The sequence below is a fragment of the Sphaerisporangium sp. NPDC049002 genome, assembly GCF_040649355.1.
In the GTDB taxonomy this organism is placed as follows: Bacteria; Actinomycetota; Actinomycetes; order Streptosporangiales; family Streptosporangiaceae; genus Sphaerisporangium.
The window spans coordinates 1-22,369 of record NZ_JBEZFH010000067.1 but is presented as its reverse complement, the minus strand read 5'-3'; the positions used below and the strand labels follow the sequence as shown (position 1 = coordinate 22,369).

At 68.8% G+C, this 22,369-nt stretch carries 20 protein-coding genes and 2 pseudogenes; 8 read left to right on the top strand and 14 right to left on the bottom strand.

What is annotated here, in order from left to right:
• Positions 1 to 88 precede the first annotated feature (88 nt).
• Positions 89 to 1,579, bottom strand: coding sequence for an SPFH domain-containing protein (locus tag AB0B89_RS16095; protein WP_358552935.1), 1,491 nt, complete (start codon positions 1,577 to 1,579; stop codon positions 89 to 91).
• Between the two features lie 31 nt (positions 1,580 to 1,610).
• Positions 1,611 to 1,811 (bottom strand): hypothetical protein, encoded by a 201-nt coding sequence (locus AB0B89_RS16090; RefSeq protein ID WP_358552933.1) that lies wholly within the window; start codon positions 1,809 to 1,811, stop codon positions 1,611 to 1,613.
• A 454-nt stretch (positions 1,812 to 2,265) separates the two neighbouring features.
• Between AB0B89_RS16090 and AB0B89_RS16085 the strand changes: the two genes are divergently transcribed.
• The gene (locus tag AB0B89_RS16085) at positions 2,266 to 4,221 is read left to right on the top strand and encodes an FAD/NAD(P)-binding protein (RefSeq protein WP_358552931.1); all 1,956 of its coding nucleotides are present in this window, start codon (positions 2,266 to 2,268) and stop codon (positions 4,219 to 4,221) included.
• On the opposite strand, the gene AB0B89_RS16080 is transcribed toward AB0B89_RS16085, so the two are convergent.
• On the bottom strand, positions 4,187 to 5,224 hold the full coding sequence (locus tag AB0B89_RS16080; RefSeq protein WP_358552929.1) for an acyltransferase family protein: 1,038 nt from the start codon (positions 5,222 to 5,224) through the stop codon (positions 4,187 to 4,189). The two genes, AB0B89_RS16085 and AB0B89_RS16080, sit on opposite strands and share 35 nt — an antisense overlap.
• An 87-nt stretch (positions 5,225 to 5,311) precedes the next feature.
• The gene (locus tag AB0B89_RS16075) at positions 5,312 to 6,136 is read right to left on the bottom strand and encodes an SDR family NAD(P)-dependent oxidoreductase (protein ID WP_358552927.1); all 825 of its coding nucleotides are present in this window, start codon (positions 6,134 to 6,136) and stop codon (positions 5,312 to 5,314) included.
• 109 nt (positions 6,137 to 6,245) lie between these two features.
• On the opposite strand from AB0B89_RS16075, the gene AB0B89_RS16070 reads away from it, so the two are divergent.
• The 4 genes from AB0B89_RS16070 to AB0B89_RS16055 are packed head-to-tail and all read left to right on the top strand — an operon-like array spanning position 6,246 to position 10,186.
• Entirely contained in the window at positions 6,246 to 8,855 is a 2,610-nt protein-coding gene (locus AB0B89_RS16070; protein ID WP_358552925.1) for a nitrate- and nitrite sensing domain-containing protein, read from the top strand.
• Positions 8,852 to 9,259, top strand: a complete 408-nt coding sequence (locus tag AB0B89_RS16065) for a roadblock/LC7 domain-containing protein (protein ID WP_358552923.1) — start codon at positions 8,852 to 8,854, stop codon at positions 9,257 to 9,259. Before AB0B89_RS16070 ends, AB0B89_RS16065 begins: the two co-directional genes overlap by 4 nt.
• Complete coding sequence (locus AB0B89_RS16060) at positions 9,256 to 9,630, top strand: DUF742 domain-containing protein (protein WP_358552921.1); 375 nt, start codon at positions 9,256 to 9,258, stop codon at positions 9,628 to 9,630. The genes AB0B89_RS16065 and AB0B89_RS16060 overlap by 4 nt, the downstream gene beginning before the upstream one ends.
• Positions 9,611 to 10,186, top strand: coding sequence for an ATP/GTP-binding protein (locus AB0B89_RS16055; protein WP_358552919.1), 576 nt, complete (start codon positions 9,611 to 9,613; stop codon positions 10,184 to 10,186). The genes AB0B89_RS16060 and AB0B89_RS16055 overlap by 20 nt, the downstream gene beginning before the upstream one ends.
• Before the next feature lie 307 nt (positions 10,187 to 10,493).
• Here the strand turns inward: AB0B89_RS16055 and AB0B89_RS16050 are convergent, their stop codons facing one another.
• The 5 genes from AB0B89_RS16050 to AB0B89_RS16030 form a co-directional block, all read right to left on the bottom strand.
• Positions 10,494 to 11,492 carry a UDP-N-acetylmuramate dehydrogenase gene (locus tag AB0B89_RS16050; protein WP_358552917.1) on the bottom strand — a complete coding sequence of 333 codons (999 nt, stop codon included), beginning with the start codon at positions 11,490 to 11,492 and terminating at the stop codon, positions 10,494 to 10,496.
• 18 nt (positions 11,493 to 11,510) lie between these two features.
• Entirely contained in the window at positions 11,511 to 12,545 is a 1,035-nt protein-coding gene (locus tag AB0B89_RS16045; protein WP_358552915.1) for a serine hydrolase domain-containing protein, read from the bottom strand.
• 545 nt (positions 12,546 to 13,090) lie between these two features.
• The gene (locus AB0B89_RS16040) at positions 13,091 to 13,486 is read right to left on the bottom strand and encodes a hypothetical protein (RefSeq protein WP_358552914.1); all 396 of its coding nucleotides are present in this window, start codon (positions 13,484 to 13,486) and stop codon (positions 13,091 to 13,093) included.
• A gap of 222 nt (positions 13,487 to 13,708) precedes the next feature.
• The gene (locus tag AB0B89_RS16035; RefSeq protein WP_358552912.1) at positions 13,709 to 13,906 is read right to left on the bottom strand and encodes a DUF397 domain-containing protein; all 198 of its coding nucleotides are present in this window, start codon (positions 13,904 to 13,906) and stop codon (positions 13,709 to 13,711) included.
• A 10-nt stretch (positions 13,907 to 13,916) separates the two neighbouring features.
• Complete coding sequence (locus AB0B89_RS16030; protein WP_358552910.1) at positions 13,917 to 14,768, bottom strand: helix-turn-helix transcriptional regulator; 852 nt, start codon at positions 14,766 to 14,768, stop codon at positions 13,917 to 13,919.
• Positions 14,769 to 15,299: 531 nt separating this feature from the next.
• Here AB0B89_RS16030 and AB0B89_RS16025 point away from each other — a divergent pair.
• The 3 genes and pseudogenes from AB0B89_RS16025 to AB0B89_RS16015 all read left to right on the top strand — a co-directional run.
• Entirely contained in the window at positions 15,300 to 15,581 is a 282-nt protein-coding gene (locus AB0B89_RS16025) for a hypothetical protein (RefSeq protein WP_358552908.1), read from the top strand.
• Positions 15,582 to 15,919: 338 nt separating this feature from the next.
• Positions 15,920 to 16,354, top strand: coding sequence for an ATP-binding protein (locus AB0B89_RS16020; protein WP_358552906.1), 435 nt, complete (start codon positions 15,920 to 15,922; stop codon positions 16,352 to 16,354).
• 143 nt (positions 16,355 to 16,497) lie between these two features.
• Positions 16,498 to 17,277 (top strand): annotated as a pseudogene (locus tag AB0B89_RS16015) (carboxylesterase family protein); the annotation flags it as partial.
• Positions 17,278 to 17,405: 128 nt separating this feature from the next.
• Here the strand turns inward: AB0B89_RS16015 and AB0B89_RS16010 are convergent.
• The 5 genes and pseudogenes from AB0B89_RS16010 to AB0B89_RS15990 all read right to left on the bottom strand — a co-directional run.
• Positions 17,406 to 18,800, bottom strand: coding sequence for a HAMP domain-containing sensor histidine kinase (locus tag AB0B89_RS16010; protein WP_358552904.1), 1,395 nt, complete (start codon positions 18,798 to 18,800; stop codon positions 17,406 to 17,408).
• A 217-nt stretch (positions 18,801 to 19,017) separates the two neighbouring features.
• Complete coding sequence (locus AB0B89_RS16005; protein WP_358552902.1) at positions 19,018 to 19,404, bottom strand: roadblock/LC7 domain-containing protein; 387 nt, start codon at positions 19,402 to 19,404, stop codon at positions 19,018 to 19,020.
• Positions 19,405 to 19,605: 201 nt separating this feature from the next.
• Positions 19,606 to 20,250 carry a DUF998 domain-containing protein gene (locus tag AB0B89_RS16000; RefSeq protein WP_358552900.1) on the bottom strand — a complete coding sequence of 215 codons (645 nt, stop codon included), beginning with the start codon at positions 20,248 to 20,250 and terminating at the stop codon, positions 19,606 to 19,608.
• A gap of 218 nt (positions 20,251 to 20,468) precedes the next feature.
• Complete coding sequence (gene xylB, locus AB0B89_RS15995) at positions 20,469 to 21,860, bottom strand: xylulokinase (RefSeq protein ID WP_358552898.1); 1,392 nt, start codon at positions 21,858 to 21,860, stop codon at positions 20,469 to 20,471.
• A pseudogene (locus AB0B89_RS15990) lies at positions 21,857 to 22,369 on the bottom strand (xylose isomerase); the annotation flags it as partial. The gene xylB and the pseudogene AB0B89_RS15990, both read right to left, overlap by 4 nt.

Here is a 22,369-nt window from a genome sequence, read left to right as displayed (position 1 = left end):
TCGGGGGGCACACCGCGCTTTCTGCCCGTTCCTTCCCCCGCCCTGAAGGACTCCAACCTCCCGGCGGGGGGCGCGGACTCCGGTGCTATCAGCTCGCGTCGACGGACTTGCCGGTCAGCGGCTCGGTGCCGTTCAGGCTGGGCGGCGTCGCGCCGGACAGCAACGAGCGGGCGAGACCGAGCCCGGTGCCTCCGAGCGTGAGCGCCTTGGCGAGCAGCTCCTCGACGCCCTGGGCGCCGTTCAGGACCACCATGTGGTCGATGTTGCCGAACGCCTTGGACCCGGCCTCGACGATCGCCGGCCAGTTCTCGGCGAGCTGCTGGGCGATGACCGCCTCCTGGTTCTCGGCCAGCGCCTGAGCGCGCGCCCTGATCGCCTCGGCCTCCGCCAGGCCCTTGGCCTTCGCCGCCTCCGCCTCGGCCAGACCCTTGGCCTTCGCCGCCTCGGCCTCCGCGAGGCCGCGTGCCTGCGCCGCCGCCGCCTCGCCCTCACCCGTGGCGCGGGAGGCCGCGCCGGCCGCCTCGGCGCGCAGCCGCACGGACTCGGCCTCCGCCGCCGCGGCCTGCTTGACCTGGGACGCCTGGGCGACGGCGCGAAGCTCGGTCTCCTTGGCCTCGGCCTCCGCCTGCGCGATGCGGGCGTCGCGCTCGGCCTGCGACAGCGTCACCGTCTCGTACGCCCGTGCGTCTGCCGGCTTGCGCACCTGGGACTGCAGCCGCTGCTCCGCGAGCTGGGCCTCCAGCTCGGCGGCGCGGGTCTCCTGGACGACGACCTCCTGGCGGGCCGTCGCCTCGGACAGCGGGCCGGCCTGGCGCGACTTGGCCGCGGCCTGGTCGATCTCCGCCTGGTATCCGGCCTGCTGGATCTGCGACTCGCGGACGGCCCCGGCCTTCTTGGCGGCGGCGACCTGCTCGGCCTCTGTGGCCTCCTGGTCGCGCTGCGCCTCGGCGATGCGGGCGGAGGCGGCGACCCTGGCGGCGTGCGGCTTGCCGAGGTTGAGGATGTACCCCGTCTCGTCGTCGATCTCCTGGATCTGGAGGGAGTCGACCACCAGGCCGAGCTTGCTCATCTCGTCGGCGGCGCTGCTGCGGGTCTCGCCGGTCAGCCGCTCGCGGTTGAGGATGAGGTCCTCGACGGTCAGGTTGCCGATGATCGAGCGCAGGTGGCCGGTGAACAGCTCGTGGATCGCGCCGTTCATGCTGTCCTGCTGGTCGAGGAAGCGGCGGGCGGCGTTGGCGATCGAGACGAAGTCGTCGCCGACCTTGTATATGATCACGCCGCGCACCTGGACGGGGATCCCCTGCTGGGTCACGCAGTTGACCTGGAGGTTGGTGGCCCGGCTGTCGAGCCGCAACCGCCGCGCCGTCTGGAACCCGGGCAGCACGGCCGCGCCCTTGCCCGTGATGATCTTGAATCCCAGGCTGTCCGCCAGCTCGTTCTTGGTATGCGCCCCGAGGCCGGAGATGATCAACGCCTCGTTGGGCTCGGCGATCCGCCAGACGGCTTTGAACACGAGGATGACGACGACGAACAGGAAGACGACACCGCCGGCCCAGAGGGCCAGCTCCGTGGTGGTCATGAGACCTCCGAAAATGTGAGGGAGAGGAGATTCAGACGATCGCGCGTGCGACGTAGACCGTGCGCGGCGGCGAATAATCGACGACGACGATGATGGTCCCCACCGGGATCTCTTCGTCGGGAAGCGTCGGATGCGCGTAGAAGGCCTCAACGCCCCCGCGTATCGGCACCATCACCTCACCCACAAGGCCCGGCCCTATCTTGCCGGTGACCCTGCCCTGCCTGCCGACCACCCGTAAACACCCCGTCGTCGTACATCGACCGTGAACGCGAACGTTACTCCGTTTGCCCCGTTACATCATCAGCAGGCGGAGGGCTGAACAGCACTTCGCCGCGATGTCGGAACGCGCGCGTTTCGTCTTCATCTCGCCAACGACCGGCGTGATCATCGCGTTCCCACCAATGGCGAATCGGTGCTGACAATCAGGATGTCCCGCGTGCGGCCGGCGCAATAAATGCCAAAAGAGTTGGCCCGCGCTCCGCGACACGCTCCTTTTTCCGCTCCTCCCGGCTGATGATCGCGGAATGATGGCTCATTTCCCGCTTGGCGGAGACTTTCCGGGAAGACGAGCACACGAGCCCGGGGGAAACGACTCCGGGCCTCCTCCCCCACCCGACGACGTACGGCGGGGACCCGATGACGTACGGCGGGGACCCGATGACGTACGGCGGGGACGCGGGCTCGGGATGGACCGTGAGATCAGCCGCAGGGACTTCTTCGACGGGGTGGCGGCGGTGGCCGCGTGCGCGGCGTTCGGCTCCCGCACGCGGCACGGCGCAGCCGCCGTCGCCGGGCACGCCGCCGGCTCCCTGGCCCGGAGCGCCCACGGCCGGAGCCACGTGGGAAGGCTCCCCGCCCGTTCCATGGGACTCCAGGGCGACACGCCGGACGCCCTCGGCGTGGCCCACGCCCTGCGCGACGGCAGGTTCTGGGAGCGGGCGGGCACGCCGGAGCCCACCAGGGAGAGCTACGACCTGGTCGTGGTCGGCGCGGGAATCAGCGGCGTCACCGCCGCCTACACCTGGACACAGCGCGACCCTCGCGCGCGAGTGCTCGTCCTGGACAACCACGACGACGTCGGCGGCCACGCGCGCCGCAACGAGTTCCAGCCCGCGGGGCGCGTCGGACCGCTGGTCGGGCACGGCGGCTCGCGCTCGTTGTACGCGCCCTCGGCGTGGTCGCCCGACGGCAAGGACCTGCTCGCCGGCCTCGGGGTGGAGTCGCGCGGGCGCCTCGACCCGGACCTCTACCCGGGCCTGCTGATGCACGACGGCGTCTTCTGCGACAGGGAGAGCTTCGGGGCCGACAAGCTCGTGGTGCTCAACCCGGGCAAGACGACCGCGCAGTGGGTCGCGGAGCTGCCGATCGCGGTCCAGGCCAGGAAGGACCTGGTCATGCTGTTCGACGATCCGCCCGACTGGTTTCCCGGCCTGCCGGACGAGAAGAAGAAGGAACGGCTGGCCGGGCTGACGTACGCGGGCTTCCTCCGCGACGTCTGCCGCGTACACCCCGACGCCGTGAGGTTCTGCCAGACGATGCCGAACACCACCTGGGCCTACGGTTCGGACGCGCTGGGCGCCATCGACGCGTGGGCGGGGGCGGACCGCTTCACCTATCCCGGCTTCGCGGGGCTGAAGCTGGACGGCACCAGGCCGTCGGCGTACAACTCCCCGAGGGTGACCAGGAACTGGGCGGCCGAGGACGCCGACGTCTACTGCTTCCCGGAGGGCAACCAGGCCCTGGTCCGCATGATGATCGCACGCATGGTTCCCGGGTTCGCGAAGGCGGCCTCGATGGAGGAGATCACCACCACGTCCTTCGACTACGGCAGCCTCGACCGTCCCGCGAACCGTGTACGGCTGCGCCTGTCGAGCACGGTGGTGCTCGTGCGCAACGACGGCCCGGCCGACACGGCGGCGACGGCGACCGTGGGCTACTTCGACGGCCACAGGGTCAGGACCGTACGGGCGGGCGCGGTGGTCATGGCCTGCTGGAACATGGTGATCCCCCATCTCGTCCGCGACCTGCCGCCCGAGCAGAAGGAGGCCCTGCGTCAGGCGGTGAAGCTACCGCTGGTGTCCGCGACGGCGCAGCTTCGCGACTGGCACGCCTTCAGGGAGGCGGGGATCCGCCGCGCCCGCTTCACCGGGGCGTACTGGGTCACCGCCGAGCTGGCCCCCCCGGTCAGCGTCGGCTCCTACCGCTGCCCGAGGAGCCCGGACGAGCCGATCAACGTCCACCTGGTCCACACCGCCGCCACGCCGGGGATGGCGCCGAGGGACGCGGCGGTGGCGGGGCGCCGCGCGCTGTTCGGCACGCCGTACGGCACGCTGGAGTACAGCGTCAGGGAACAGCTCACCCGGCTGCTCGGCCCCTGGGGCTTCGACCCCGCACGCGACATCGAGGGGCTCACCGTCAACCGCTGGGGCCACGGGTACGCCCCCGAGTACGCGCGGCCGTGGGACGCGTTCTACCCGGACGGGCCCTTCCCCGCCGACACCGCCCGGCGGCGCTTCGGGCGCATCGCGATCGCCAACTCCGACTCGGTGCCGGGAGCGGACGCCGACGCCGCCGTCAGCGCCGCGTACAGGGCCGTACGGGAGCTGGTCAGTGTGAGGACCGAGGACGGCGGATCATCGTGAAGGCCCACGAGGTGTCGGGCTCCACGGCCCAGCGGGTGAGGCGGCGCACGGGCGGCGTGCACAGCACGGTGGCGAGCGCGACGCCGAAGGCCGCGACCAGGGCGACGCCCCACGGTGTGGCCAGCCCGTCGTCGTACCTCTCCATGACCTTCACCACCAGGCCGTGCAGCAGGTAGGCGTACATCGTGGCCGTGCCGAGCCCGGAGAACCACGTGGGGCGCGAGGGCGTGACGGCGAGGAACGCGGCCACCAGCAGCGCGCCGGCCGACAGCATCCCGAGCCTGATCAGGGTCCCGGCGAGGTCGCCCACACCGATCCTGTCGTTGCTGTGCCGCCACCGGATCCACTCGGTCGCGATGTCGGTGTGGAAGGCCAGCGCGGCGGCGAGGCCGGTGAGCAGGACGAAGGCGCCGAGCATCCGTACCGGGGGGCGCTTGAGGAAGTCCAGGTGCTCGGGGCGGAGCATCAGGCCGAGCACGTAGAAGGGCAGCAGGCCGAGCGTTCGGTTCATCGACAGCTCGTCGGGGAGCTCGCTCATGCCGGAGAGCAGCGACAATATCACCGCGACGGCCAGCGGCCAGCGGAGTTGCTGCCACACCGGGGTCGACAGCCGCCACATGAACAGTGACATGAGGAACCAGGTGAGGTAGTACGGGTCGAGCAGGCTGATGTCCAGCTTCCCGTACAGGATGAGGCGCGGCAGGGAGTACACCAGCTCGAAGATCACGTACGGCACGGCGAGGCCGCTGATCAACTTCCTCGCCTTACCCGCTGAGAAAGTGAAATTTCGTGATAAATAGCCGCTCAGGGTGATGAAAAGCGGCATGTGAAACAGGTAGCCGTAGAAGTAGAGCGCGTGCGCGACCGGCACGTCCCGGAGGTCCTCGATGAGGTGCCCCGTCACCACCAGGATGATCGCCAGGAACTTGGCGTTGTCCAGGTACGGATCGCGAGCGGCGGGGGTTGCGGCGATGCCGGAGGGGGCGGCGGTGGCGGCGGTCACAGCCCACGAACCCTAGCGAGACTGCCTGGGAACCAGGCGAACGACGGATGGCCCCTCGGCGAACACCCGCCAACGGACGGCGCTGGGTCAGGTGATCTCGTCGGCGGAGAGCCCGGTGACGGCGAGGCTCGCGTCCCAGAGCGTGGCGGCGAGGCCGGGGTCGGTCATGCGCCTGCCGGCCGACGCCGGGGCGCTCCTCACGAAGTAGCGCCCGCTGTGCTTGGTGCCGTCGTGAGAGGTCGCCAGGTGGACCAGCGTGCTCGCGCCACGCTCGGGCGACTGGGCGACCCCGGGGATGATCATGAGGAGCTTCATGTAGAGGCTGTCGGGGGCGAAGCCCGTCCTGATGATTCCGGGGTGGAAGCACGTGGCGGCCACACCACGCCTGGCCAGCGCGACCGTCAACAGCGCGTTCGCCTGCTTGGTGTCGCCGTACTGCAGCCAGCCGCTCCAGCGCCTGCCCGAACGGTCGAGGTCGGCGGGGTCGAGACGGCCGGTCCTCGCGGCGGCCGAGCACGTGGTGACCACCCTGCCTCCGGAGGCGGTGACGCGGTCGAGCAGGAGGTTGGTCAGCAGGAAAGGCGACAGATGGTTGACCTGGATCATGATCTCGTGGCCGTCGCGCGTCAGCTGCCTGTTCGTCGACATGACCCCGGCGTTGTTGGCGAGCACGTCGATGCGCTCGTACCGGTCGAGCAGGTCGGCGGCGAGCCTTGTGACGTCCTCGAACGAGGTGAAATCGGCTATGGCGACGTCGGGCCGGCGGCCCGAGACGCTCGCGACGCGACCGGCGACGGCGTCCAGTTTGGCGCGGGAGCGACCGACCAGGACCACGTCGTGCCCGGCTCGGGCCAGTCCCTCGGCGGCAGCGGCACCAATGCCCGCACTGGCCCCAGTAATCACAGTAATCATCTGTCCTCCAGTACGCCGGAAGCCTATCGGTGCTAGCCTTCTGTGGATCTTCCGGAGGCGCATTTCCCCCTAAATGCGGCTAGAGCCTCCGAGCGATGCAGGAGTGACCATGGGTTCTGGAAAGCGGTCCATCCGCTTCAAGATCTTTTCCTTACTACTCCTCCCTCTGCTGTCGCTCAGTGCTTTGTGGGGCTTTGTCCTTAACCTCACGATCGGTGATGGCATCTCGCTCCTGACGGCGAACACGGTCTACCAGGGCATCGGGGTCACCTCAACCGATCTGGGCCTCCAGATTCAGGCCGAGCGCGCGTTGTCCGCCGGCACCCTCAGCTCGCGGTCCAGCGACCAGAACCGGCTCGCCACCCAGCGCCACGCCACCGACAAGTCGCTCTCGGAATTCCGCGCCGCCGGCGCCGAAGTGCAGTCCTCGCTCAGCGACGCGATGAAGGTCTCGCTCACGTCCCTGCTCAACGAACTGCAGCACCTGCCCAGCATCCGGGCCAACGTGGACACCGCGCAGTCCAGCCGGCTGGAGACCACCCAGTCCTACAACCGGATCATGGACGCCCTCTTCCGCGTGTTCGACCGCATGGTCTCGGTGCCCGACCTGGCGATCTTCGAACAGGCCGGGGCGATGCAGGGCATGGGCAACGGCTACGAGATCATCGCCCGCGAGAACGCGCTGATCAGCGGGGCGATCATCACGGGCGGTCTCTCCGACGCCGAGTACATCGCCTTCTCAGAATGGGCCGCCAACCGGCGCTTCCAGTACGCCAAGGGCATGGCCTCGCTGGACCAGGAGCTGCGCAAGCCGTACGAGGAGGTCTTCGCCTCCCCGACCTTCAAGCGCTTCACCAGCATGGAGCAGGATCTGATCGGCAAGGCCCGCGCCGGCGGCCCCCTGCCCAGCTCGCTCGCCAGGTGGCGGCCGATCATCGACAACCTCTCGGCCATGCTCGACCAGGTCAACGCGAAGGCATCCCTCACGCTCGCCGAGCGCGCCAAGAGCGTCGCCACCGGCATCCTGGTCCGCATCGGGCTCGCTGGCGGGCTCGGCCTCGTCGCGGTCGTCGCGTCGATCATCATCTCGGTGCGATTCGGCCGTCGTCTCGTACGGGAGCTGGCCGACCTGCGCAACTCCGCCCGCGAGCTCGCCGACGTGCGGCTCCCGGGGGTCGTCAAGCGGCTGCGCGTGGGCGAGGAGGTCGACGTCGACACCGAGGCCCCGCCGATCACCGGGGGCGACTCGGCCGAGGTCGCGGACGTGGCGCAGGCGTTCAGCTCCGTGCAGCGCACCGCCGTGGAGGCGGCCGTGGGGCAGTCGAACCTGCGCAGGGGCGTCAGCCAGGTCTTCCTCAACCTCGCCCGCCGTAAGCAGGGCCTGCTGCACCGCCAGCTCACCCTGCTCGACGCCATGCAGCGTCGCGCCAGAGAGCCCGAGGCGCTGGATGACCTCTTCCAGCTCGACCATCTCACCACCCGGATGCGCCGGCACGCGGAGAGCCTGATCATCCTGTCCGGGGCCGCCCCGGGCCGGGCCTGGCGCAAGCCGGTGCCCGTCCTCGACATCGTGCGCGCCGCAGTGGCGGAGGTGGAGGACTACACCCGGGTCAATGTGCTTCCGCTGCCGAACGCCTACCTCAGCGGGACGGCGGTCGCGGACCTCATCCACCTCATCGCCGAGCTGATAGAGAACGCGACGATGTTCTCTCCGCCGCAGACGCGCGTGCAGGTCCGCGGCGACTCTGTGGCCAACGGCTTCGTGGTCGAGATCGAGGACCGGGGTCTCGGCCTGACCCCGCAGGAGTACGCCGCGATCAACGACCGGCTTACCAACCCCCCGGAGTTCGACCTGGCGGACAGCGACAGGCTCGGCCTGTTCGTCGTCGGGCGGCTCGCCGCGCGCAACGGCGTCAGCGTGGTCCTGCGCGCGTCGCCGTACGGGGGCACGACCGCCATCGCGCTCATCCCGAAGGAACTGGTGACCGACGACGGCTCGCCGAGCCCCATCCCGGGCTCTCTGGCCGAGACCGGCCCGCAGCCCGCCCGGGACTCGCTCACCGGCAGGATGACGCGTCAGCCTCCGGCGCTCGCCGCCGGCCCCGCCGTCGAGTCGTCGCTGTTCTTCACCCCCCCGAACGAGCGGTCCCCCGAGTCGACCCCCTCGCTCAGCGTCGTGCCGAGCATCGCCGACACCGGCCCGATCGACGCTTCCGGCATGGGCGACAGGGGAAGGCCGCTGGCCGACCCCGAGAATCCCCCTTCATTGCCGACGCGCACCTCCACGTCCAAGGGCACCCACAGGGGACTGCCGCGCCGGGTGCGCCAGGCGAACATGGCCCCGCAGCTCCGGGAGAGCACCGGCCCCCTCGCCGCCCCCACGCCCCCTGCCGGGTCCGAGATCGGACGACCCAGTCTTTCCGGGCATAACGAGCGATCTCCGGACGAGGCTCGTGCTATGTTCTCCGCCTTCCAGCAAGGAGGACGCCGAGGACGCGCCGAAGCCGACCAGGATCCGCCGGATGTCGGGCCGGGGACGGATGCCCGGCCGAACGAGCGCGTGAGCAGGCGCGACGACGAGAATGCCCTCCAGGGGCGGGCATCCGAGAGCTCTGAAGGAGCCATTGCGCGCCCGAGCGAGCGTGACCAAAAGCATGAGCTGCGCAACCATAGTGAGGGTTACGTACATCAGACGACTGGCGAGAAGGGTGACGAATGACCGGCAAAGTGTCGTCTAACGGCGAACTCAACTGGCTCCTCGACGATCTCATCAGCAGGGTCGCCGCCGTACGCCAGGCGGTCATCCTCTCCACCGATGGCCTCGTCGTCGGGGCCTCCAAGGGCTTCAGCAGAGAGGACGCGGAACACCTGTCCGCGGTGGCCTCCGGCTTCCAGAGCCTCGCCCGCGGCGCGGGACGCCACTTCGGCGGCGGCGAGGTGCGTCAGACGATCGTCGAGATGGAGTCCGCGTTCCTGTTCGTGACGGCGGCCGGCACCGGCACCTGCCTCGCCGTGCTGAGCAGCTCGGACGCCGACGTGGGCCACATCGCCTACGAGATGGCGATGCTGGTCAAGCGCGTCGGCCAGCACATCTCCACCAACCCCCGGCGGACGTTGTCATGACGACGCGTGGCGAGCAGTGGCTCGACGAGGAGGCCGGGCCGATCGTACGGCCCTATGCGCTTATCCGTGGCCGTACGCGGTCATCGGGTGACAACCTGGACCTGATCGCTATGGTCACGGCGACCGGGTCTCCGTACACTGGCGAGGCCGGTCTCGGCCCCGAGGAGCAACGCATCCTTGAGCTGGCCGACCGGCCGATGTCGGTCGCGGACATCGCCTCCGAGATCGACCTGCCGCTCGGCGTGGTCCGCGTTCTCCTCGGTGATCTCCAAGACCAGGGCATGATCAGCGTACGGGCTCCCGCCCAGGCGGGACCGCGCCCAAACGAGCGCATTCTCAAGGAAGTGATCAATGGCCTACGAGCCCTCTGAGGAGCCCGTCGCCCTCAAGATCCTGGTGGCGGGCGGCTTCGGCGTGGGGAAGACCACGCTGGTCGGAGCGATCAGCGAGATCCGGCCCCTGCGCACCGAAGAGGTCCTCTCCGACCGAGGCATCGGCGTCGACGACATCGACGGCGTGGAGGGTAAGACGACCACCACGGTGGCCATGGACTTCGGGCGGATCACCATCCGTGAGGGTCTCGTGGTCTACCTGTTCGGCACGCCGGGCCAGGAGCGCTTCTGGTTCATGTGGGACGAACTGTCCTACGGCGCGCTGGGCGCGGTCGTCCTCGCCGACACGCGTCGCCTCACCGACTGCTTCCCCTCCATCGACTACTTCGAGCAGCGCGGAACGCCTTTCATCGTCGCGGTCAACTGCTTCGACGGGGCCGACAAGCACGAGGCCGAGGACGTGCGCATCGCGCTGGACCTCGACCCGGACATCCCGGTCATCCTCTGCGACGTCCGCCGCCGCGCCTCCGCCAAGGTAGTCCTGGTGACCCTGGTCGAACACGCCCTCCGCACCCTCACCCCAGCCGCCGGATAGGAGCCCACCCCGCGCGCCCCGGCATGGACGCCTGCCCGGCGTCCACGGCTGGACCCCTCATAGACCCCCGCCCGAGGAGCTCACCGAGCGTCCGAGGTGACCTCCTCACAGAATGGCGGCATCCGGCGGCCGAAGCCATTCGGCCCTCCCGTGACCCAGTGCCATGGTGAGCCGTGTGCTGCCCACCCAGGCCGTGCGCCGGAACGGCGTCCAGGGAAGGGTACGGCCCAGTCTCGACCAGGGAGCTCACGGGGAGTGCGCGGGGCCGACAAGCGCAGGAAGTGGATCGAAGCCCAGCGGAACCGGCTCAGGATGCAGACGGATACCGGTCTCGGTATGCACCGCAGCCGCCAGGGTACGCAGGGCAGCGGAAGGCCGAAGCAGTGGCACCCTCGTGAGCGGTGAGGGTCAGGGTCCGTTGCGTGGAACAGTGCACCCCGGGGGCGAGTTGGCATCCCGGGCTATATCCCGCCTGCCCAAGGAGCCATCCCGCGCTGGCACGCTGGATACGGTGCTGGTCGCGCGTCATGGGGCCGCCCGCGGTAAGGATCGCCTTTGCCTGAGAGGCGCTGACGGGCGGGTTGAGGAAGACCGAGCCCGCTTGCCGTGCATCGGGGCCGGATTCCGGGAGGATGAGGCCGCGGGCGTACCGGTCGGTGAGAACGGCTTCAGCCGCCTCGGCCAGTGGGGGCCGGACGCCAAGAGAGAGGCCGAGCTCTTCGGCCAGGTGCCGATAGCCCAAAGGGGCAGCGAACGTGCTGCGCCGCAACCGCAGGGTAACAGCGAGGATCGTCCATCGCCCGGGGTGCGTCTTGAAGACGCTCGTGCGATAGCCGAATCCGCAGGCAGGGGACGGGAGCCGGACAATGGTGCCCGACTGCCAGTCATAGGCAGTGATCTGCGTGAGGACATCGGATATCTGCTGCCCGTAAGCGCCAGTGTTCTGTACGGGCGCAGCGCCTGCGGTGCCAGGAATTCCGCCAAGGTATTCAATGCCCGACAGGCCCTCGGCTACCGAGTAGCCCACCAGTTCGGATAGCGGCTCGCCCGCTTGGGCGGTGATCTCCACATCGCAGGCGGCGACTGAGTTGGCGGTGACACCGCGGGTCGCCATGAGGATCACCGGGTAAGCGGGTCCGGCATCGCTGGCGAGGGTGTTACTGCCGCCGCCGAGCACATGCGGCCGCATGGACTCACGGTGAACGGTGTGGGCGAGATCGGGCCAGGCTGCGGGGTCTGTGTGGATGAGCAGCGCCTGGGCGGGGCCACCGAGGCGCAGCGTGGTGTGCTGGGCCAGCAAACTCATCTAGGGATCCTGTCGAGGTCAATCGGTAGAGATCGTCTTGAGGGCGAGCGCTCGCAGCGGAGCGATCCGGGTTCGAGCGCTCCCGTGATAGACGGCGTTGGTACAGATGACCAGGTAACGGCCGGTCTCAGGGGCCAGGTAGAGACTCGTGCCAGTGAAGCCGTGATGGTAGGCGATGCGGCCACCGAAGGCGAGAATCCACGACAGCCCTCGCTCAAGCCCCGGCTCGATAAGGGCCTGCGGGACAAAGCTGTACCGCAGCCATTCGCCAAGGTCGGACGCGTCGATGGTCTGCGCCGTCAGAAGCCGCTCAGCGTAGGTGGCCAGGTCCGCGCCGCTGGAGAAGACGCCGGCGTGCCCAGCGACACCACCCATCAGCGCGGCATTGTCGTCGTGTGCGGTGCCCCAGATACGCGGGATACCGGGGATGCGTTGCTCGGTCGGGGCGACCTGTGGCGTTCGGGTGACAGGCCCGTACGTTGTGGATGACATCCCGAGGGAGCGCCACAGATCGTCGGCGGACTCTTCCAGTCGACGCCCATGGACGTGCGCCAGGGCCAGGCCGAGCAGGATGTACCCCCGGTTGATATATCGGTGAGTGCCGGGAAGGTCTTCCAACGGTTCGCGGCACATAAGCTCGTGCAGTGGGGCGTCTGCGCCGCGATAAAGGTCCAGGCGGGTGGATGCGCGCAGGCCTGAAGTGTGCGCGAGCAGTTGACGAATGGTCGCCACGGCGCTCGGCGCCTCCCCGTACATCGGGGGCAGCGCGTCGCGGACGGGCGCGTCAAGGTCGAGCAGCCCCGATGCCAGAGTGGCCCCGACAAGAAGCCAGGTTGCGACGACCTTCGTCAATGAGGCGATGTCGTACGTGGTGTGCTCGGTTGGCGTCAGGTCGCCGAGCTCGGGTGCGACGGTGCCGGCCGCCAGAACGTGCCGGTCCCCGCCGACCGTGCCGCAGACGACAAGGCCGCCGGGAGTCGCGCCAGCGCCGACCACCTCATGCAACGTCTCAGCCAACAGAGCCGTGTCGTCGGTGGTGAAGGGTAGGGGCATCTCTAAACCTCCGCTTCGGTGGTGAGGTCGGCGCCCAGCTCGGCGAGGTTGTCGAACAGCCGGCCGTAACCGCGCCGCAAGTGGTACACCCCCCGGATCGTAGAGGTGCCCTCCGCTGCCAGGGCGGCAATCAGCACTGCACTCGGCCCTGTGCTCGAAGGTGTACGAACGGAGAGACCGCTCGACGTGGACTAAAGCGCGAGCGCCAGGCGCCCGTCGCCCGGCAGGAACCCCAGCCTCGCTTCGCGGTTCGCACCACCCATACAGCCGTACAGTCGCTGACGCCAACCGAATACCAGAGAAGCGTCGCTGCCAGGGCGGGCTCACCTCGACGCGATCATTGTTAGCCGCTCGTCGGCACTTGCGCCAAGCAGCGACGAGTTTCGTTCCACCGGCTACGCCTACGCGCTGTCCGTGCGTCCGGTGGTCATGCAATGTCCAGCCGGTCGTTTGCCCTCCCGTGACCCAGTGCCGTGGTGAGCCGTATGCTGCCCACCCAGGCCATGAACAACCCGGAGCGCCGGAACGGCGGGCGTCGACTGGGATCACGAGCGCTGGAGATCGCTCATGCGCATGTCCGACAGGCCTAAAAGGGCAGCACTGTCATCCTCCGTCAAGCCAGCCTGCCGGAGCCGTGCCGCCATGTCGGAAGCGGTGCGACGAAGATGCGCGCGCTCCTCCTGGTAGGAAGCGAGAAGCTCCTGCGGAACGCCAGATATCTCGTACACATACTCAACCGAAATCGGGACATCCTCGGGCAGATCAAGAACGAAGTGCTTCACCGACTCGACCTCCTCGAAGAGCTCCGCAAGCGTGCGGCCGGTTACCCCGGACCGGATGGGAGCATCGAGAGGGTCGGCGGCCCAGACCACGATCTTCGTATCTAGCGTCTCCTCAAGAGTGACGCGAAACTTCAGGTGACGAGTGATCGGCACAGTCATCGCAGCCAGCCCTATCCGAACACGTGCTCCAGGTCGCGTTCGAGGTTGATGAGCACTGTTGGCCGTAGATCGCGAACGGGCACAGTGGCCCGGCCCACCACGATCTGAGCCCGGTCGTAGAGCAGGCGAACGGACCGGTCTCCGCCCACTCGACCTTGTCCGTTGATCCACCATTGCGGTTGGGTGTTTAGTCAATAAATGGCACTCTTCAGGGGCAACTGGTCAGTCAAGCTCGCCCCTCTTCAGGCTACCGATGAATGCCTGCCATTCCCTACCCGTCATGCGCAGGATCGGTCCGTGCGGATTCTTGGAATCGCGAAGAAGCCACCCTCCGCCAGGCAGGACCGCAACCTCAACACAGTTGTCGTTCGAGGTGCTATAAACGCTCTTGCGCCAGGCGAGCGGAGGGCTTTGATCCACGATTCTTCCTCTATTGTTGATGAAGTCTCCTGTGACTTTCCGACAGGTGTCTCACTGATTCATCCGGCGACAACGCCGATGCTTGTGCCTGGCTGTAGATGAGGGTATATCGCCGGATCTCCTCGGGAGTCTCCAGCCAGAGACTGTCGGTCAGCGTCGCCAGATGGACCAGACTCGGGTCGTCAGGGGATGGGAAGTCCAGGATAACGAAAGGTCCGTCCAAGGCTGGATGTGCCCCTACGGAGTTTGGCAGCACCTGAACGGTGATGTTGGGTCGGCCGGCCATCTCCACAAGGTGCTGTATCTGGTCCCGCATGACATCAGGACCCCCGATCATCTTAAGAAGCGCCGCCTCGTCGATGACCGCGACCAGCGTGGGCGGGTCTTGCCGCTTGAGGATCTCCTGACGCGCAAGTCTGGCTTGGACATGCCGTTCGAAGACCGCTTCGTTCAGCACCTGTCCGCCACGAAAGATCGCCATCATGTAGGCCGCAGTCTGGAGAAGGCCGGGAATGACCACGGCCTCGTAGGTCCGGATCATTGAGGCACCGGCTTCGAAGTCGGGCAACGAACTCCTGAAGACGTCCTGATAGTCAGCCCACCAGCCCCGCTGGCGTGACTCACGAGCTAGGGTCAGCAACGCTTCTCGGCGACGCTCGTCTGTTACTCCATAAAGGTCGAGTAGACCTCTGATGTCGTGCGGAGCGGGCCGCTTCCACTCATCACGCTCCATTCGCGTGATCTTGGACGGATCCCAGTCCAGTTGTTTGGCTGCCTCTGCGGCCGTGAGTCCAGATTCGATACGGAGTTGGCGCAGGGCGGCAGACAGCCGCCGCCGTTTGACCGTAGGACTGTTCGACATCACTCTCCCAGCGAAATGAAAACGATGCGATTCACTGCATAGCAGTACGAATCAGACAATTGCACGTAACTTAACTTACGCCTTGCAAGTTAAGGACTGCGCTATCACTATGGTCGCACGGCCCGTCACAAAGGGTGAACTTCATCGTGACGGTAATACCAGACAGCGTTTAGCTCGGACAGTACGGCGAAACGGTTCCTTGGTCTGTGCTCGGTCGCCTTATGAAGTGCTCCTGAGCCGAACCGAGTACTTAATCCTCACAAGTTGCACCTTTGGCCCATACGTGAATGGGGCTCGTCTTGGCGGTGAAGGCCAGGCAAGTCCCTTGAACGGGACTCAGGAGGTCCGATCCCAATGCGTACCTGTAAGGCCATACGGGTCATCCTGGTGCGTTGGCGGGCGGAGCAGCCGCCGATGCCGCTTGGGTGTCGGTGGTGTGGGCATCCGCCGTACGCGCATGAGGCCGCGAGCCTGCCGCACCGGCCGGGCCACGATTGGGAGCAGCCCACTCCGGCGCAGGTCAATGCCCGGATGAGCGCGCGGCGGCGTCTCGGGTTGGACGGCCGGTGGCCGACGGTGATCCCGGTGCGCCCGCTGCCCATGCGCGAGCCGTACAGCATCCCGTACGAGCGCTACCGCTTCTCGCCGGGATCCCACGTCGGGTTGGCCAGGCGTACGGCGGAGCCCGCGACGGCGGTCGCCGTTCCGTACCGGCGTGGCCGGCCTCCCGGTACTCGAGTCCCACCCGGCGAGCGCGATCCGTACAAGCGAGAGGTCGAACGCCAGCCGTACAGGCGAGAGGTGGCGGCGTGAATGGACGCGATCACAAGACACGGCCAGGTGGACGGCACCGGAAAGGGGCGTCCGCCGAGAAGGCCACCCGGCAGCGATGGGACCTCGCCGAACGGGCCTCCGCTCACCAGTTGGACCTGATGGAACCCGAATGGTCCATCTGGTACGGCGTCGGCACACGGCACTTCTACGCCGCCGCCACCTGGCCCGCACCCCAACCCCTGATCGTGCGGGCCCGTACCGCCGACGAACTACGCGACCTCATCCGCGAGGCAGAACGGACAACCAGCTCAAGCCTCACTGCCGACCGGTTCCGCTCGGCACCCCACCCACCCGCTGACCCATCCCGAGGAGTTTCGATGCCCGGAACGCCGGACGGTCTTCGTACCGTCTGCTGGGACCTCCCCCACGACCTCTCAGTGATCGGCAAGACCCGCGAACTGGTCAACGGCATCCTCACTGCCTGGACGTTCGGCGATCTCGCGGACGATGTGATCCTGGTCGTCAGTGAACTTTTGGCGAACGCGGTCAACTACGGCGACCCACCGATCAGGCTCTCCCTCTGGGCCTCCACCGGGGAGTTGTGCGTCCGAGTCACCGACCATGGGAACGGTCGACCCCGCCACCTCGACCTCGGCATCGACGCGACCCACGGCCGCGGCCTCACCATCGTCGCCGCCCTCGCCCACGACCATGGCATCACCCCGCTCGCCGACGGCCCCGGCAAGACGGTCTGGGCCCGCTGGCGAACCGCCGGTCAGAGCGCCGGCCGCGTGTCCGTCGAGCGGATCTAGTGGGTCACGCCCGCATGCCCAGCAGCGGATCTTGGTGTGGCGCATGTGGACTCGTCCTCGTCCACGTGCGCGAGCAATTCATGGCGGGGAGCATCTGCCGCTGAGGCATGTGTGGGTTTCAGGCTCATGTGGGTCACCTCTAAATGGTTTGCCCGCGGATGGCGCGCATTGGGATGCTCGGCCCTAGCAGGAACCCGGAGAGGAACCGCGAAGTGGCCGTCACCGCGTCCAGCAAGCTGTCCGAGTCCGAGCCGGAAGTCCGCACGGCGGCCGGTGTCCTCCGCGGCGGCCGGGAGGCCGGCCTGGCGGTCTTCCGCGGCATCCCGTTCGCCGAGCCGCCGGTCGGCGACCTGCGTTTCGCCGCGCCGCAGCCGGTGCGCGGCTGGGACGGTGTGCGCCCGGCGGTCTCGTACGGCCCGCCGCCCCCGCAGTCCGGCGTGCTCGGGGCGTCCCAGGACACCGCCGGCGACGACTGGTTGACGGTCAACGTCTGGACACCGGAACCGGATCCGGCGGCAGGGCTCCCGGTGATGGTGTGGATCCCCGGCGGCGCTTACGCCATGGGCGACTCCAGCCTCCCGGAATACGACGCCGGGCACCTGGCCGGGAGCGGAGCCGTGGTCGTGACCCTCAACTACCGTCTCGGTATCGAGGGTTTCGCGCAGATCGACGGGGCCCCGGCCAACCGGGGACTGCTCGACCAGGTCGCGGCCTTGCAGTGGGTGCGGGACAACATCCGGGTGTTCGGCGGCGACCCGGACCGGGTCACGGTCTTCGGGCAGTCGGCGGGCGGCGGGTCGGTCGCCGCGCTGCTCGCCATGCCGCGCGCCGCCGGGTTATTCCGCCGGGCGGTCGCACAGAGCGTCCCGGGGACGTTCTTCTCTCCCGAACTGGCCGCCGACATCGCCGCCGCCTGCGCCGCCGAGCTTGGGGTACGGCCCACGGTGTCCGGCCTGTCGGCGGTGGACCCGGCCCGGCTGCCCGCCGCGGGCGACGCGATCTTCGCTGCTGTGGCAGGACCACACCTTCCCGGCGCTCCCTCTGCTCGCAGTCATACCGCGGTCGCGTACGGGCCCTGTGGGGTGAGCCTGACGGCGTTCAGCAAAGGCAGGCGGAGGACGAACCGTGCGCCCCGTGGCGAGTCCTCGATCTTCAGTGTTCCGTTGTGGGCGGCGACGATCGAACGGGAGATGGCCAGCCCGAGGCCGCTGCCCTGAGGGTCTCTGCGTCGTCCCTCACCGAGACGGACGAAGGGCTGGAAAACGCGTTCGCGGTCTTCGGGCGCGATGCCCTTTCCGTCGTCGATCACCGTCACGACGGCCGCGCCGGCGGCGCACCGCACGGTGACCTCGACGGCCGCCTTCGCGTGCCGCTGCGCGTTGACGACGAGGTTGTTCAGGACGGCCGCCAGCTGCAACCGGTTTCCCAGCACCTTCACCTCGCCGTACACGTGGGTGGACACCGGCACGGGCCTGGCCGTCGTGATCATCTCTTCTTTCACCACCGCGCCGAGGTCGAGCGGTTCCAAGGGCGCGGGAGCCGTCTTGATCCGGGCGTACGCCAGCAGATCGTCGATCAGTTCCTGGAGCCGCTCGGCGGAGCAAAGCCCTGTTCTGATCGTTTCGCACGGATCTACGTCGTCTGGATACAGCAGCGCTTCCTCCAACTGCGTCCGCAGTCCCGCCAGGGGGGTCTTCAGCTCGTGCGAGACGACGTGCGCGAACCGGCGCTGCTGCTCCATCGCCTCTTCCAGCCGGGTGAGCGTCTGGTTGGCGGTACGGGCGAGCCGTCCGATCTCGTCGTCGCTCCGGGGCTCGGGGACGCGCAGGCTCAGGTTCGTCACGCTGATCTCCGACATCCTCGCCCGGATCAGTTCCACGGGACGCAGCGTACGGCCGATGAGGATCCAGGTCAGCCAGGTCGTGGCCAGGACGACCGGTATGCCCAGCGCCAACGTCGAGAACTCCAGCAGGTGGGACGCCAGGACGGGGGGTGGTTCCATGCCCGCGTACACGAAGTCAGGCTCGTCCGCCACGATCCGCGGGTAGACCTGGGGCGGGATGCGGACCGCGGTGATCAGGTGACAACCGGCCCGCGAGCACTCGGTCAGATTGACGATCGGCTTGTCGGCCGTCGGCCGGACGATGCTCAGCGGGGGCCATCCCACGGCTCCGGCGTTCCCCGCGATCACCTTCCCGCGGGAGTTGACGATCTGGAGCACGTCCACGGGCGTGTTGGGGGGCGGGGGCAGCCTCCCGCCGGTTCTCATCAAGGCGATCCATTCGGTCGCCGCCCCCTGGGTCTGATTGAAGACCTGATTCTGAACCTGGTTGCGAACGGCGAGGTCGAACCCGATGCCCATCAGGGTCATGAGGAGCAGAGACGCGGCCGCCGCGAGCATGGCGAAGCGCGCCTGGATCGAATGACCGTGTAATAGATCTCCCATCCACTGCCCTCACAGATTCCTGGGCCTGGACCGCTTCGCGCGCGACTTCGGGCAGAAAGGCGTTGATCGCTTCGGCGCGTACGCCACAGGACAGCCCTACCGCGAGCCGGAGGCGTTCAATCCCGGCGTCGGCAAAACCTTGTCCAGGACGGTCTCGGCACCGGCCCGCACCCAACCCTCCTCCTCTGACGGATGGGAGCGAAGCACGGCTCGTCTGTCAGAGCGTGCCTCTGGGGTGGGTGGTCAGGTGGCGGCCCACTCGGCCGACGAGGCGGGCCATCTCGTAGGCGATCAGGCCGGCGTCGGCGTCCATCATGCTCATCACCGCGAGGCAGCTTCCGTTACCCGCCGCCGTGACGAACAGCAGGGCCGCCTCCATCTCCACGATGGTCTGGCGTACGGCGCCGCCGCCGAAGCGCATGCTCGTACCTTTGGCGAGGCTCTGGAAGCCGGCGGCCACGGCTGACAGGTGTTCCGCGTCCTCGCGGGAGAGGCTGCCGGAGGCCGCGACGCGCAACCCGTCGTTGGACAGGATGATCGCGTGCCGCACGTCCGTCACCCGTGTCACGAAGTCGTCAAGCAGCCAGTTCAGCTCGGTCGACATCCCCACACCTCCTCGCCGTCTCGTTCGCGGTCGGCAACGCGGAGATCGTGAACCGGATGGACCCGCTCGATGCCATGTCACCTCGTCGGTTCGCCGGGGTGCCGCCAGGGACCGGCAGCCGAGGGCGAAGATCGGCGACGAGACTAGCACTGTGACGGACGATTTTCTTGATACATCCGTGATATTTGGTGAATTGAGGTCTTACGTGATTAGTGTCGGCTTAGCAGCGCGGTAGACCTCCCCCAGCCGCTTGTGGTGCTTTCGATGAGCCGCGGGAGTCCAGGCGATGCGGATCAGTTGTACGGCCACGACGGCGAGGGCCGCCGCTTCGATGCCGAGGAGGGACCACTCGACCAGGCCGATCAGCACCTGGTGCCCAGGGAGGGCGAGGTAGGTCAGCACGGCCAGGGCGCCGCCCGCGCCCAGGGACAGCCACTCCAGCGGGCGGGCCGCCGGCCGCCAGCGCTCGTCGTCGCCGAACCGCCGCACCATCAGCGCGGCGGCTCCGGCGAGGCCGGCCAGCGCGACCACGATCATGATGTCGGCCGCGACCGTCCCCGGAAGCAGGGCCGCACCGGTCAGCGACGCCGCCCACACCGCCACCAGCCGCTCGGGCCAGCCCGCGACAGGCGCCCGTACGGCCCGCAGGCACGCGAGCAGCCCGAGCGAGGACGCCGCGAGCATCACCATCGCGAGCGAGGTGCCCGGGTCCAGAGCCGTGGACCGGCCGATGGTCAGGTGAAGCGTGTCAAGGGGGACACCGATCCGGCCGACCGCCATCGTGATCGACGCGACCAGCACTCCGGTTCCGGCGACCAGGGGGTAAAGCCTTCTCAGGGGCAGCATGGACCAAGACTGACCCGAAACGATCGTTTCGAACATCCGGTGCCGCCCCTGAGCGACCCCTGAGGCGGTCCCGGGATGCCTCAGGGTCGGGGCCGTCCAGCGATCCCCGCGCGGCGCGAGCGGACACCGGAGCCGGACTCCAGCCACGACCTCCGCGCGGCGCGAGCGGACACCCGAGCCGGACTCCAGCCACCGAGTAGCGCGCGCGGACACCGGAGTCAGATTCCAGCCACGACCTCCGCGTAACGCGAGCGGACATCGGGGGCCGGGTCGGCCTCGAAGAGCGCGGGGGTTCCGGCCTCCCACCTCGGAGGTTCCGGGGTGCCGGCGAGGAGCCAGGCGGCCTGGCGTGCCGCCCCGTCGGCGACGTACTCCCCGGGCTCGGGCACGAGCACGGGACGTCCGAACACCGCGGGCGCGATCCTGCGTACCGCCTCGGACCTGGCGCCTCCGCCGATGAGCAGCACCCGTCCTGGAGCGATCCCCAGCGCGTCCAGCGCGTCGGCCAGCCCGCAGAGCATGCCCTCCACGGCGGCCCGCGCGAGGTGCGCGGGGGTCGAGTTGGACAGCCGCAGCCCGTGTACCGACCCGGTGGCCTCGGGGAGGTTCGGGGTCCGCTCCCCTTCCAGGTACGGCACGAGCACGAGCCCGTCCGCACCCGATGGGGCCCGCAGGGCGAGATCGGAGAGCTCCGCCGTGGTCACGCCGGCCATGCGCGCCGCCGCGTCCAGCACCCGGGCGGCGTTGAGCGTGCACACCAGCGGAAGGAACCGGCCGGTCGCGTCGGCGAAGCCCGCCACGGCGCCCGAGGGGTCCTGGCTCGGGACTTCGGAGCAGGCGAAGACCGTCCCCGAGGTCCCGATCGAGACCACCACGTCGCCGGGGAGCAGCCCGGCTCCGAGGGCCGCGGCCATGTTGTCGCCGGTGCCCGGCGCGAGTCGTACGGCCTCACCCCGCCCTGTGTCGCGTGACTCTCCCGCCTGGCCGGTGGGGTCGAGCACGCGGGGCACCTGCGGGGCGTGGCCCATGGCCAGCTTGAGCAGGTCGGGGCGGTAGGAGCCCGTCGCGGGCGACCAGTAGCCGGTGCCGGAGGCGTCGCCCCGGTCGGTCGTGATCGCGCCGACGCCCGGCGATCCTGCCAGGCGCCAGGTGAGCCAGTCGTGCGGCAGGCACACCGCGGCCGTACGGGCGGCGTTGTCCGGCTCGTGCTCGGCCAGCCAGCGGAGCTTGGTCACGGTGAACGACGCGACCGGAACGCTGCCGGCCGCCTCCGCCCATGCCCTCGGCCCGCCCAGCTCCGTGATCAGGTCCTCGGCCGCGCGCGCGGAGCGGGTGTCGTTCCACAGCAGCGCGTCCCGGACGACCTCGCCGTGCTCGTCGAGGCACACCATGCCGTGCTGCTGCGCGGCGACCGACAGCGCCGCCACGTCGGCGAGGCCGCCCGCGGCGGCGACCGCCTCCTGGAGCGCGTTCCACCAGTGGTCCGGGTGGATCGCGGTGCCGGGCGGGTGGGGCGCCCGGCCCTCGCGGACCAGGCTCCCCGTCTCGGCGTCGCGGATGACGACCTTGCAACTCTGCGTCGAGGAGTCGACTCCCGCGACCAGGGTCATCCCCGCACTCCGAGGAGGTGCTCAAGCGCGAGCTGGTTGAGGCGGGTGAAGTGGAAGCCGCGCTCGGCCACCTTGTCGATGTCGAAGTCGTCGTTGGCGAGGTTCTCGTAGGTCTCGCCGGGGGCCAGGGTGGGCTGCGCCAGCTCGGTGACGCGGGAGTTCACGAGGGCCTCCTGGACCTCGGGGTCGGCGCGGAACGCCGCCGACTTCTCCTTGAGGATCAGGTACGTCCGCATGTTCGCGGCGGCCGAGACCCACACGTCCTCGGCGTCCTCGGTGCGCAGCGGCTTGTAGTCGAAGTGACGCGGGCCCTCGTAGCCACCGTTCTCCAGCAGGTCGACCAGGAAGAACGCGCTCTTCAGGTCGCCGTGGCCGAAGACGAGGTCCTGGTCGTACTTCGGACCGTGCTGGCCGTTGAGGTCGAGGTGGAAGAGTTTGCCGTGCCAGAGCGCCTGGGCGATGCCGTGGACGAAGTTCAGCCCGGCCATCTGCTCGTGGCCCACCTCGGG